General features: G+C 41.6%; 12 protein-coding genes. 5 read left to right on the top strand and 7 right to left on the bottom strand.

Translation table 11 applies throughout. From position 1 onward, the window contains the following. Positions 1–2: 2 nt before the first annotated feature. The 3 genes from BC751_RS21615 to BC751_RS21605 are packed head-to-tail and all read right to left on the bottom strand — an operon-like array spanning position 3 to position 3,823. Positions 3–1,682 (bottom strand): GMC oxidoreductase, encoded by a 1,680-nt coding sequence (locus BC751_RS21615; RefSeq protein ID WP_130277425.1) that lies wholly within the window; start codon positions 1,680–1,682, stop codon positions 3–5. A gap of 21 nt (positions 1,683–1,703) precedes the next feature. Then, positions 1,704–2,576 (bottom strand): hydroxypyruvate isomerase family protein, encoded by an 873-nt coding sequence (locus BC751_RS21610; protein ID WP_130277424.1) that lies wholly within the window; start codon positions 2,574–2,576, stop codon positions 1,704–1,706. Next, positions 2,573–3,823 (bottom strand): nucleoside permease, encoded by a 1,251-nt coding sequence (locus tag BC751_RS21605; RefSeq protein ID WP_130277423.1) that lies wholly within the window; start codon positions 3,821–3,823, stop codon positions 2,573–2,575. Before BC751_RS21605 ends, BC751_RS21610 begins: the two co-directional genes overlap by 4 nt. Positions 3,824–4,099: 276 nt before the next feature. Between BC751_RS21605 and BC751_RS21600 the strand changes: the two genes are divergently transcribed. The 4 genes from BC751_RS21600 to BC751_RS21585 all read left to right on the top strand — a co-directional run bounded on the left by BC751_RS21600 (position 4,100) and on the right by BC751_RS21585 (position 7,573). Then, on the top strand, positions 4,100–5,269 hold the full coding sequence (locus BC751_RS21600) for a Gfo/Idh/MocA family protein (RefSeq protein WP_130277422.1): 1,170 nt from the start codon (positions 4,100–4,102) through the stop codon (positions 5,267–5,269). A gap of 65 nt (positions 5,270–5,334) precedes the next feature. Then, positions 5,335–6,387 (top strand): sugar phosphate isomerase/epimerase family protein, encoded by a 1,053-nt coding sequence (locus tag BC751_RS21595; RefSeq protein ID WP_130277421.1) that lies wholly within the window; start codon positions 5,335–5,337, stop codon positions 6,385–6,387. 23 nt (positions 6,388–6,410) lie between these two features. Beyond that, complete coding sequence (locus tag BC751_RS21590) at positions 6,411–6,839, top strand: c-type cytochrome (RefSeq protein WP_130277420.1); 429 nt, start codon at positions 6,411–6,413, stop codon at positions 6,837–6,839. Then, positions 6,839–7,573: a 3-keto-disaccharide hydrolase gene (locus BC751_RS21585; protein WP_130277419.1), complete on the top strand. Its 735-nt coding sequence runs from the start codon at positions 6,839–6,841 to the stop codon at positions 7,571–7,573. Before BC751_RS21590 ends, BC751_RS21585 begins: the two co-directional genes overlap by 1 nt. A gap of 42 nt (positions 7,574–7,615) precedes the next feature. Here BC751_RS21585 and BC751_RS21580 read toward each other — a convergent pair whose 3' ends face one another. Next, complete coding sequence (locus BC751_RS21580) at positions 7,616–8,041, bottom strand: rhodanese-like domain-containing protein (protein WP_130277418.1); 426 nt, start codon at positions 8,039–8,041, stop codon at positions 7,616–7,618. Between the two features lie 167 nt (positions 8,042–8,208). Here BC751_RS21580 and BC751_RS21575 point away from each other — a divergent pair, with 167 nt between their 5' ends. Then, positions 8,209–9,603 carry a transglutaminase-like domain-containing protein gene (locus BC751_RS21575; protein ID WP_130277417.1) on the top strand — a complete coding sequence of 465 codons (1,395 nt, stop codon included), beginning with the start codon at positions 8,209–8,211 and terminating at the stop codon, positions 9,601–9,603. 128 nt (positions 9,604–9,731) lie between these two features. Here BC751_RS21575 and BC751_RS21570 read toward each other — a convergent pair whose 3' ends face one another. From BC751_RS21570 to BC751_RS21560, 3 genes are all read right to left on the bottom strand, one after another. Then, positions 9,732–9,962 (bottom strand): hypothetical protein, encoded by a 231-nt coding sequence (locus BC751_RS21570; RefSeq protein ID WP_207226936.1) that lies wholly within the window; start codon positions 9,960–9,962, stop codon positions 9,732–9,734. Positions 9,963–10,056: 94 nt separating this feature from the next. Beyond that, positions 10,057–10,785 carry a lysophospholipid acyltransferase family protein gene (locus BC751_RS21565; RefSeq protein WP_130277415.1) on the bottom strand — a complete coding sequence of 243 codons (729 nt, stop codon included), beginning with the start codon at positions 10,783–10,785 and terminating at the stop codon, positions 10,057–10,059. Positions 10,786–10,878: 93 nt separating this feature from the next. Then, on the bottom strand, positions 10,879–12,885 hold the full coding sequence (locus BC751_RS21560) for an alpha-ketoacid dehydrogenase subunit alpha/beta (protein WP_130277414.1): 2,007 nt from the start codon (positions 12,883–12,885) through the stop codon (positions 10,879–10,881). Between the last annotated feature and the right edge of the window lie 12 nt (positions 12,886–12,897).

The raw sequence follows: 12,897 nt of genomic DNA, 5'->3' as shown, positions 1-12,897 counted from the left end.
AGTTAAAGATTGCCTTTTTTAAGTTCCTCCACTGCAAAACTTGCCGCTCTTGCTGTCAAAGCCATATAGGTTAGGGAAGGGTTTTGAGCAGCTGCGGAAGTCATACAGGCCCCATCAGTCACAAACACGTTTTTGGCATCCCAGACCTGATTGTTTCCGTTTAGGACAGAGGTTTTAGGATCCCTGCCCATTCTTGCTGTTCCCATTTCATGAATACCTTGTCCAAAGGTATATCCAGCATCAAAGGTTTTGACATTTTTAAGACCGGCAGCTTCCAGCATTTCAGCTGCATCGTTCATCATGTCCACCCTCATTTTTTTCTCGTTCTCTTTGATTTCAGCATCCATCTCCAATACCGGCAATCCCCACTTGTCTTTTACCTCTTTGCTGAGTTTGATCGTATTTTCGTGATAAGGCAGGATTTCCCCAAAGGCTGTTATTCCCATTGTCCAAGGTCCTGGCTCGCTCAAAGCCTCTTTCAAGGGAGCTCCATAATTGATTTCAGCTACATTTCTGCTCCATCCTGATCTGGAAGCACCGCCTTGATAACCGAATCCTCTCAGGTAATCCCTTTTGTCATCACCAACATTTCGGAACCTTGGGATATAAATGCCATTTGGCCTTCTTCCAAAATAGTACTTATCCTCATAACCCTCCGCGACTCCGTTGGCCCCCAGTCTAAAGTGATGGTCCATGACGTTGTGTCCCAATTCTCCTGAGCTGCTACCGAGCCCTTCCGGCCAAATGTCCGTAGCTGTTCTCATCAAAATGGAAGTTGAGTTAAAGGCAGAAGCGCATAAGAAAATGATTTTTGCCTTGAACTCATACGTTTGGTTGTTTTCTGCATCCAAAACTTCTACTCCAGTGGCCTTTTGGGTGTCTTTGTCATAAATCAACCTGGTCACAATAGACCATGGTCTTAGGGTTAGGTTGCCGGTTTTCATGGCGGCCGGAAGTGTGGAAGATTGTGTGCTGAAATAGCCTCCAAACGGACAGCCCAGCCAACATTTGTTTCTGAACTGGCATTGCACCCTTCCTTCAAGAGGCTGGGTAAGGTTGGCAACTCTACCTATGGTCATGATTCTTTTGCCTCCCCATTTTTCTTTGATCCGTGCTGCAACATCTTTTTCGACACAGTTCAAAGGCATTGGAGGTTGGAATTCCCCGTCTGGCAAAATGGAATAGCCATCCTTGCTTCCGGAAATCCCCGCGAATTTTTCTACATAACTGTACCAAGGTTCAAGATCTTTATACCTTATCGGCCAGTCTATGGCTATACCTTCTTTCAGGTTGGCTTCAAAATCAATGTCGTGTAGCCTGTAACTCTGCCTTCCCCAAAGAAGCGATCTTCCTCCCACTTGATATCCCCTGAACCAGGTAAAAGGCTTTTTTTCTATGTAAGGAGAATCCGATTCATGGGCCCACCAGTCAAGGTTCAGTTCATTGAGGACATAATCCCTTCTTAAATTGGGATGATTTTCAATCATTTCTACTGTCCTTCTTCCCCTATGTGGTATTTCCCAAGGTGCAAGGGTAGCTGATTTGTAATCCTTGACATGCTCAACATTCTGTCCTCTTTCCAATAAAAGAACTTTTAATCCTTTTTCGGTTAATTCTTTCGCTGCCCAACCTCCACTGATTCCGGAACCGACAACGATCGCATCATACGAATTATCTGCCATAATAAAATTTATATTGATTAATTAAAGGTCGCATATTTTAATAGCCTGTTCCAAGGCGGCCATTTTATCTTTGGATTTTGGAACAAATTCCTGGCATAAATAGCCCTTGAATCCGGTATCCAAAATTGCCCTTACCACTGCAGGGTAGTTGATTTCCTGGGTTTCGTCTATCTCATTTCTGCCGGGATTTCCAGCGGTATGGTAATGCCCAAAATATTGGTGGTCTCTCTTAATGGTTCTGATCAGGTCACCTTCCATGATCTGCATATGGTAGATGTCATAAAGTAATTTGAGGTTGTCTGACCCTACCATTTTGCATAATTCTATGCCCCATGCGCTTTTATCGCACATGTAGTCAGGATGGTCTACCTTACTGTTGAGCAGTTCCATGATTACCGTGACGCCGTGCTTTTCTGCAATGCCCATAATTTTTTTAAGTCCCACCGCGCAGTTTTTAAGTCCGGTCTCATCATCCATTCCTTTTCTGTTTCCACTGAATGCGATAATGTTTTTGTATCCGGCTTTGGCCATTAGAGGGATTACCTCTTCATAACCCTGTACTAATTTATCATGGTATTGGGGGTCATTGAAACCCTGAACTATCCCAAGGTCTGCACCATTGCACATGGAACATTCGACACCATGTTTTTGTAGGATATGCCAATTGTTGGGTCCTACCAGATCTATGGCATTGAATCCTATCTTTTTGATCCCGATACAAAGCTCTTCCAAGGTCATAGGGTTAAAAGGCCAATGACAAACTGCATGGTTTATGTTCCCTTTCAATGGTCCGTTTTCTTGAGTGGCTTTTGCTTCCAGATAAGGGAGGCTACCCACAGCGGCCGTCCCCAAAAGGAGCTTTTTTAAGCTCTTTCTTCTGCTGTTTTGTTTCATTTTTCAATAGGTTTGTTTTGGGTTTCTTTACTGACAGATTCATTTTTGAAGGCTACAGCGAAGATTAATACTACTAATATAGCAATACCTGAGGGAATCATCCAGATGGTGTTCCAATCATGTGTACCATCTTGAAGTTTATATAAATCAGTGACTTGTCCGGCAATAGCAAAGCCAATGAGCATCCCGACACCATAAGTTGCCAATGTGATCAGGCCTTGCGCTGAAGACTGAAATTTCTCTCCTGCTTTAGAGTCGGTGTAGATTTGACCCGAAACAAAAAAGAAATCATAACAAATTCCATGTAGGGCAATTCCGATGAGGAGGAGGTAAATTCCGGAGCCTGCATCTCCAATGGAAAAAAGGGCATATCGGACCACCCAGGCCATCATTCCCACCATCAGGGTTTTTTTAAATCCGAAGCGTTTGAAAAAAACAGGGAGTAAAAGCAGGAATAAGGCCTCAGAAACCTGCCCAATGGTCATTTTCCCGGTAGGATCCGAAACACCTATTTCCGCTAAAAAAGGATTGGCGTTTTGGTAATAAAAGGCCAAAGGGATACATATCAAAATGGAAGAGAGAAAGAAAACTGCGTAATTTTTATCTTTCAACAATCCGATCGCATCCAGTCCCAAGATATTTGATAGCTTTACTTTTTGTCCTCTTGTAGCTTTTGGGGGAGTTTTAGGAAGGGTAAAGCTGAAAAGCCCCAGAATAATGGAGGCTATGGAGGCCATGAGAAAGGTGTATTTCAACATACCGGCATTCATGTTGTCCACTGAATCCCAAAAAAAGATATAGCTGATGGTCAAGCCCGAGGTAATCCAACCTATGGTCCCCCAGACCCTGATTGGCGAAAATTCCTTCTCAGGGTCTTTCATTTGTCTAAATGAAACTGAATTCACCAAAGCCAGGGTAGGCATATAGAGCACCATGTAAAGAAAAATAAAGGGATAGAATTCTTGGAAGGATGTTGACTGATAGGCCATAAAAAGTGCAACAGCCCCAAGGATATGCAAAGCTCCAAGGATTTTTTCTGCATTGAAATATTTGTCAGCTATCAGCCCAATGATAAAAGGAGCAATGATGGCCCCAAAGGATTGTGTCGAAAATGCATTGCCGATCTGGGTCCCGGATGCCTGTAGGTTCATGCCCAAAAAAGTGCCCATTGTAACATACCAAGAACCCCAAATAAAAAATTCAAGGAACATCATGAATGACAGTTTTACTCTAAGAGTTAAGCTCATGGGAATCAATTATTAGGCAATAATTCAATTTTTGAGAACGTAAACTATCAAATTTCTATTTAAAATTCAGGTTTTTTAGCTTAATTTTATTTTCGCAGAATGGCATGTTTGATCACCAAATGGCCAGTTTCGATGTTCTTGACCATTCATAACATCTTAAAGCAGTTGGTCATTTATTTTGGCTTAGATTTAAGCGAATTGAAATCATGGATTAACTTTCGGTAGAATTGACAATAGAATAAGTTTAAAAAATAAACCTTTAAACCTCAATTAACAATGACAGCTCAAAAGAAACTCAAAATGGGTATGGTAGGAGGCGGTCCTGGTGCTTTTATTGGCGCTATTCATAGGAACGCTGCCTTGATGGATGGATTAATTGAACTTGCTGCAGGAGCGTTCAGCAGTAACCCTGAAAAATCCAGGCAAGCTGGGGAAGAATTGATGTTGGACCCATCAAGGGTGTATTCCTCGTACACCGAAATGATAGAAAAAGAGTTGGCCCTTCCCGAATCTGAGAGAATAGATATTATCAGCATCGTGACTCCAAATAATGTCCATTTTGATCCAACCAAAAAGGCGCTGGAAAATGGATTTCATGTAGTCCTGGATAAGCCCATGACGCTGACGTATGAGGAGGCTAAGGAGTTATATAAAATCATTCAAAAAAGTGATAAACTGTTTTGCCTGACCCATACTTATACCGGTTATCCCATGGTAAAGCAAATGAAACAAATGATAGCGAATGGTGCTATAGGGGAAATCAGAAAAGTATATGTGGAATATCCTCAGGGCTGGCTTTACAAGCTTTTAGAACATGAGAACAACAAACAGGCAGAATGGAGGACAGATCCGGCCAGAAACGGAAAAGCAGGCTGCTTTGGGGATATAGGAACACATGCCTTCAATCTGGCGGAATATGTTACCGGAATCAAGGTGGCCAAAATCTGCGCAGATTTGGATATTAAGGTAAAAGGTAGGCCTATAGATGATGATGGCGCTGTTTTGATGCGTTTTGAAAATAATGCTTCCGGGATCCTCACTGCTTCCCAAATTGATGCGGGATGTGAAAATAACCTAAAAATACGGGTGTATGGGGAAAAAGGCGGCCTTGAATGGGAGCAAGAGGATAACAATTCACTTATCGCCAAATGGCCGGGGAAACCTGCTGAAATTTACCGGGCAGGAACAGGATATTTGGGTTCCCTGGCCAATGAAAACACCAGGACACCTGCCGGTCACCCTGAAGGTTACATCGAGGCTTTTGCAAATATTTACAGGAATTTTGCACGGTGCATATATGCACAGCGCAAAGGTGAGGAACCAAAAGCAGAATGGAGGGACTTCCCAGGAGCTGAAGACGGCATTAGAGGGATGGCATTTATTGAACATGTATTAGCGAGCTCGGCTTCTGATCAAAAATGGACTCCATTTGTTGTTGAGTACTGATCCCCATTTGTTGGATAAGATTAAGGAAATTTGAAATCTTTTATTTTACACATAACATAAAACCTATGAAAACCATAAAAGGACCCGCAATATTTCTAGCCCAATTTGCCGATGATGTGGCGCCATTCAATAATCTTAAAAACATCTGTGAATGGATGGCCAATGTAGGTTACAAAGGGGTGCAGATTCCTTCCTGGGACGGAAGAATGATCGACCTTCAAAAAGCCGCAGAAAGTAAGACTTATGCTGATGAAATTAAAGGAATCGTAAATGAAGCGGGGTTAGAGATTACCGAACTTTCTACCCATTTGCAAGGACAATTGGTGGCTGTCCATCCTGCTTATAATGAATTGTTTGATGCCTTTGCACCTGCCAACCTTGCAGGAGACCTGAAGGGAAAATCAGCTTGGGCTACACAGCAGCTGAAATATGCAGCCAAAGCATCTGCCAACTTGGGTTTGAATGCCCATGCTACATTTTCCGGTGCACTGATGTGGCATACAGTCTATCCCTGGCCTCAAAGACCTGCCGGTTTGGTCAATACAGGATTCACAGAATTAGCAAAAAGATGGTTGCCCATATTGGATACCTTTGAAGAATATGGGATAGACGTTTGCTACGAGCTCCATCCCGGTGAAGACCTTCATGATGGGATTACTTTTGAGATGTTTTTGGAAAAAGTTAACAACCATAAGAGAGCCAATATTCTGTATGATCCAAGCCATTTTGTATTACAGTGTTTGGATTATCTTCAATTCATTGATTTCTATCATGAAAGAATCAAAATGTTCCATGTCAAAGATGCAGAATTCAATCCGACAGGGAAACAAGGTGTTTATGGAGGATATCAGAGTTGGGTAGAAAGAGCTGGAAGATTCAGGTCTTTGGGAGATGGCCAAGTTGATTTTAGTGGTATATTTAGCAAACTTTCCCAATATGATTATTCAGGGTGGGCTGTATTGGAATGGGAATGTGCTATCAAACATCCAGAACAAGGTGCCATTGAAGGAGCCCAGTTTATTGCAGATCATATCATCAGGGTAACCGAAAAAGCCTTTGATGATTTTGCTGCCGCTGGAGCCGATGAGGCCTTCAATAAAAAGATTTTAGGAATTTAAAATTACCATCAACCTATATAATTATGAAGCTTAATAAATCTTTGTCAGCAGGAGTAATACTATTGTCATTAATTGCCTATTCCTGTGGCGGTGGGGGATCGAGTTCCTCAGAATCAAGTAGTTCAAGTGCTCCATCAGCCCCAGCCGCATCCGCACCTGTGAGCTTGGAAGATAAATACAAAGACGATCCGGTATTTATTGCTGGTTCGGCGAAGGCCAAAGAATCAGGCTGTACCGCCTGTCATATGGTCGAAAGGAAGATTGTAGGTCCATCTTATGCTGATGTAGCGGCCAAGTATGATAATACGGAAGAAAATGTGAAGATGCTTACCGAACATGTCATCAATGGTTTTGTAGGCAATTGGGGTGAAGTTCCCATGCCTGCCCATCCCCATTTGGCTAAAGAAGATGTGGAAACTATTGTAAAGTATGTGCTTTTGCTTAAAAAATAATGTTTAAGAAAACTGTTTTAAACCTAATAGTAGGTTCCGCAATGCTTTACGCTTGTGGAGGAAATCAAGATAAAGTCGTTGAAGCAGCAGCAGTTGAAGTCCCTCAAAGTGAATGGATAAGCCTTTTTGATGGAGAGTCATTCCAAGGTTGGTCCAAATACGGAGGTGGACCTGTGGGAGCTGCCTGGAAAATTCAGGATGGAGCGATCTATTTGGATGCCTCTAATAAAGATGAATGGCAGGCGGGCGACGGCGGGGACGTTGTTACCAATGAGGAGTTTGGTGACTTTCACTTTCAGGTGGAATGGAAAATCGCAAAGAACGGTAATTCAGGAATCATGTTTTTTGTCCATGAATCACCTGAATACGCTTATCCTTGGATGACCGGACCCGAAATGCAGGTATTGGACAATGATGGGCATCCGGATGCCAAAATCAGGACCCACAGAGCTGGTGATCTTTATGATTTGATTGAATCCAGTGAAGAAACGGTAAAGCCTGTTGGGGAATGGAATCTGGCCGAAATAATTGCCAAGGATGGCAATCTGGAATTATACCTTAATGGTGTAATGGTGGTAGCTACCACCATGTGGACTGAAGAATGGGATGAAATGGTCGCCAACTCCAAATTCAAGGATATGCCGGGTTTTGGTAAATTCCAAAAAGGAAAGATAGCCCTTCAGGACCATGGCGATGAAGTATGGTTCAGAAATATCAGAATTAAAAAACTATAAATTCAAAAAACCGGACCTGCAAGTGATCCGGTTTTTTTATTCTCATTTTTGAGTGATAGGGTACCTGTTTCTTGCCCAATCCATTATACCCCCCTCCAAATTATATACTTTCTCAAAACCGTTTTTTTGAAGGATACCGGCAGCCTGTCTACTCCTTGCCCCCACTGTACAATACACATAGATTTCTTTGTCCTTTGGAAGGGATTTTATTTTTTCTTCAAAATCTCTTTGGTAAATATCAATGACAAGCGCATTGGGTAGGTGTCCTTGTTGAAATTCCCCCAATGTCCTTACATCAAGTACAATACCATTGTCTGATTGAATCAATTCATAAAATTTTGCGGAAGACACATTTTGAATTTGGCCTTTTGGCTTTACGGTCTCCACTTTATTGTCATTTTGTCCGCTTTGCGGACCACAGGCATAGAAGAAGATAGAAAGGGATAAAATTAGAAGAACAGGCTTCATAAGATTCAAGTTGTAATTGTTTTGATAATCCGCTAATTTACAATATCCTCTTAATTGCCAATGTGCATTAAATCACCAAATGCGGAATATGACACAGATAAGATGTACTGTTTAATTTTGCACAGGTCTATTTGGCTTTGATACCATCACAATTTAGTAAACTTTCTATGATAAAAATATCAGAAATAAGAATCCTTCCGAATTTAAAATGTTTGTTACTGTTCTGCCTGACAATCCTTTTTGCGGGGGTGCAGGTAAGCTGCCAAAGGGGCGGTGGGAAAGAGGAATTCAATACCAATGAAGAAGACAATAAAGTCAGGGATAAAGTGTCCATAGATGAAATTGAGGAAGGGATAAAAGCTTATATAGAGCAGGAAAAGGCCAGAAATGATGGCTTTTTCCTTGTAAATGATGAGAAAAGGGAGTTGAGATTAAAATTGGTCCGGGTACATACGGAATACCTGTCCAATTTAGGTCCAAGCCGTCATTTTGCCTGTGTCGACCTGGCTGATGAAAAAGGGGACGTATATGATGTCGATTTCTTTTTGGAAGGAGAACCGGGCAATATGAAAGTGACCGAGACCTCCCTTCATAAATTAAATGGAAAACCAAGATATTCCTGGAAACAAATGGTAGATAAAACCTGGAGAAGGGTGCCGGTAAAAGAGTCGTCTAAAGACCTTCTTGGGGTTAGGGAGGGCACTGATAAATTCGATTTTTTTTACAGGGCCACCTTACCTAAAATCTCTTCCAAGGCAAAGGTCTGGATTCCGATAGCAAAGTCTGATAACTATCAAGAAGTCCAGGTCAAATCTATCAAGGCTCCGGGTAAACAATCTATGGTGGAGGAAAAAGAGTTTGGGAATACTATTTTGGTCTTAGATTTAAATACTTCGCATAGCGGCCAAGAGATAGAGGTAGTTTATGAGGTCATTAGGAAAGAAAAAGTGCCTTATACTGAAACTGATGGGAATCTTAGACGTTACTTGGAACCGGATTTATTACTTCCGGTAGGAGGCAGATTTAAAGAAATAGCCCAAGAAGCGATCAAAGGGAAGGAAAATGATGGGGCTTTAGTACATGCAAGGGCATTGTACGATTACATCATTGACAATATGCGGTACATGAAATTTGGAACTTATGGAACAGGAAGTGCAGATTTTGCCTGTGATTCTAAAACTGGAAATTGTACAGAGTTTCATTCTTTTTTCATCTCACTGGCAAGGTCGATTGATATACCAGCAAGATTTGCCATTGGTGCTTCCATCCCTTCCGAAAGAAATGAAGGAGGCATAGATGGGTATCATTGCTGGGCTGAATTTTATGCAGAAGGGAAGTGGTGGCCTGTAGATATCAGTGAAGGGAACAAATATACTGCGCTGGCTACGTATTACTTTGGAAGACATCCCGCTAACCGCATAGAGTTGAGTAAAGGAAGAGATCTAAAGCCTGAACCAATGCCAAATTCTGGTCCAATCAATTTTCTCGCTTATCCACTGATGGAAGAAAATGGGGAGATACTTTATCCCAAAACAACATTTTCTTTCAATAGGATAAACTAAAAGAGGCTGTCTCAAATCAGAGACAGCCTCTTTTTTATTCAGGTAGCTATCTTAATCAATTTCATTGGCCTAATATGAAGCCTTTTATTTGACTATGGATATAACCTCATTTCTAATAATATTCAATTTTAATCTTTTGAAGAAGGATGCTCGCCTCCGCTTGGGTGCTCCTCTCCTGAAGGATGTTCAGAATCATCGCTTGGATGTTCTTCACCGGAGGGATGTTCTTCTTCGGCTGGTTCATCTTCAGTTTGCTCTGTTTGATCTTCAGTCTTTTTATTTCCACAGGAAGTAATTGTTGTTCCCATTAGAAACCCGAACACGAACAAAAGGACAAAGATTGATTTAAGTTTTTTCATGAACATGATTTTGTGTTTTTTGGTGATTGATGGTTTTTTATAATTTCTAATTTACAAAATTATTTCAGATCCTGGATGGGTTTTTCTCTTTTCTTTATTCATGAGTAAGGATCATTGCTTCAAGTCTATTGTAGCATTTTTCCGACAAACCTTCATAATCGGCATTTTTCTGGAAGGGGGAAGGATCAATAGGAGCAGAGAAATATACCCTGACTTTACCTGGTTTGAGGAGTATGGAGCCTCTCTTCATTATTTTATCAGCACCAATAACAGCCATAGGGAGGATCGGAATGCCTGTTTCAATAGATATCCTAAAAGCACCACGTTGAAAGGGAAGCAATGTTTGGTCCGTATTATTCCTGGTTCCTTCGGGTGCTACCACTATTGAAATTCCATTGGCCAGGATTTTAAGTAGCCTTTCTACAGAGGCTTTCCTTGAAGCTGCATCTTTTCTGTCCACCCAAACGGCCACTCTTGATACAACGAATCCAAAAAATGGGACTTTGGACAATTCTTTTTTACCAATAGCGCGAATTTCTTGGGGGATAGCGATTGGTATCACCGGGGCGTCTATAAAAGAACGGTGATTGAAGATGTAGATATAGGGTTGACCAGGCTTTACATGCTCTTTCCCGTGAATTTCATAGCGGATTCCAGATAGAAAAGACCAGATTTTTGCCCATAGCCTGATGAAAAAAAAAGAAATTTTCCCTGCTTTTGGGCTTACAATAAGTGGAATTACAACAAACAAGCCTAAAATCAACATTAAAATTATGAAAATCAAGGCCGAATAAAGGGTGTAAATCCATTGCAGTATTTTCATTTTCCTCTGACTTTGGTTAATTTTGTGTATCGTAAATTATTAATCAACTCTTTGCTTGCATGCCCCTGAAAGCGCTTTTCAGGGGCTCTTTTTTTAGTAAGCGATCAGATTTTTTAATTTTTCACGAAATCTATCTAAAGGAAGGAAGTTTTTCTCAAGACTTGGAGCGAATGGGACAGGGGTATCCAAACTTCCTTCCCGCATGACAGGGGCATCTAATAGCTCAAAACAATGTTCAGAAATCCAGGCAACGATTTCAGCACCAATTCCTCCGGTCAGACAGTCTTCCTGAAGGAATAGTACTTTCCCTGTTTTCTCCACAGTTTTTCTTACTGCATCCTTGTCCCAGGGAAGCAAAGTTCTTAAGTCCAAGATGTCCGCATCGATTCCCAACTCATCGGTGACTTTAATGGCCCAGTGTACGCCCATGCCGTAGGTGATGATACTTACGGCTTCACCCTCTTTTTCCAATTTTGCCTTCCCAACTTCTATCGTGTAATAATCATCAGGAACCTGCCCGGAAATCGAGCGGTAAAGCGCTTTGTGTTCAAAAAAGAGATATGGATTTGGGTCTTCAATGGCAGCATTGAGTAATCCTTTCGCATCAGCAGGATTGGATGGATAGACGATTTTTAATCCGGGAGTATGAAAAAACCAAGCTTCATTGGATTGGGAATGAAAAGGGCCCGCAGCTACACCGGCTCCCGTGGGCATTCTGACCACCACATCGGCATTTTGTCCCCATCGGTAATGAATTTTCGCAAGGTTATTGACGATCTGATTGAATCCACAGCTTACAAAATCAGCAAACTGCATTTCTACCATGGATTTATAGCCTTTGATGGACAATCCTAATGCTGCACCAATGATGGCACTTTCACATAAAGGAGTATTCCTTACCCTTTCAGTTCCAAACTGGTCTATGAAACCCTCTGTTACTTTGAAAACACCCCCATAAGTTGCTATGTCCTGTCCCATAAGGACCAGATTGGGGTATTTTTCCATAGATTGTTTTAAGCCCTCGGATATAGCATCCACAAATCTTTTTTCTGTGGATTTTTCCTTATTTGGAGAGATGATGGACTGATGAAAAGGGGCATAAATATCTGCCAATTCTTCTTGGGTATCAGGAGTGATCACCTCCTCTGCAAAAGCTAAATCAAGTCCTTTATTGATAGAGGCTTTAATTTTCTTATTTATCTTTTCTTTAAGCTCTTGGGTCAGTACCCCAATTTCCTCCAGGTATTTTTCGTAATTGTCAACTGGATCTTTTAGGGCCCATGTTTCCATGAGTTCTTTGGGAACATATTTTGTTCCGGAGGCCTCCTCATGTCCTCTCATCCTAAAAGTAAGTGCCTCTACTAAAACAGGCCTTGGATTTATTCTGATATCTTCTGCTAGGTTTTTGATAGTGTCATAAACTTCCAGGACATTGTTCCCATCAATACGGACAGCCTCCATGCCGTAACCTGGGCCTTTTTCTGTAAAATACTTAAAGGCAAATTGTTCTTCACTTGGAGTAGAAAGCCCATAGCCATTGTGTTCAACTACAAAAATCACAGGTAATTTCCATACTGCGGCCACATTCAGTCCTTCGTGAAAATCTCCCTCAGAACTAGCTCCATCACCTGAAAATACCAAAGTGACTTTATTTTCCTTAGAAAGTTTATGCGCTAGTCCAATCCCATCTGCGATGGCCATTTGAGGGCCTAAATGAGAGATCATCCCTACAATATGATGTTCTTTACTGCCAAAATGAAAGGACCTGTCCCTTCCTTTGGTAAATCCGGATTTTTTTCCCTGGAACTGGGCAAAGAGCCTTTCCAAAGGCAAGTCCCTTCCGGTAAAGATCCCCAGGTTCCGGTGCATGGGAAGAATAAACTCATCTTTGTCCAATGCATTCACGGCGCCAATGGAGATGGCTTCTTGGCCCCATCCGCTGAACCATTTCGAAATTTTTCCTTGACGGAGCAGGATCAGCATTTTTTCCTCAATCCTGCGGGGCATTAAGAGGGATTCGTATAGCTTTAATAAAGTGTGGTCATCGTAAGATTTTCTATTGAAAGATATCGCCTGTGTAGCTTCGATCAATTTGGACATATGGGTTTATTT

The sequence above is a fragment of the Cecembia calidifontis genome, from assembly GCF_004216715.1.
Classification (GTDB): Bacteria; Bacteroidota; Bacteroidia; order Cytophagales; family Cyclobacteriaceae; genus Cecembia_A; species Cecembia_A calidifontis.
This window is presented reverse-complemented; position numbering and strand designations above follow the sequence as displayed.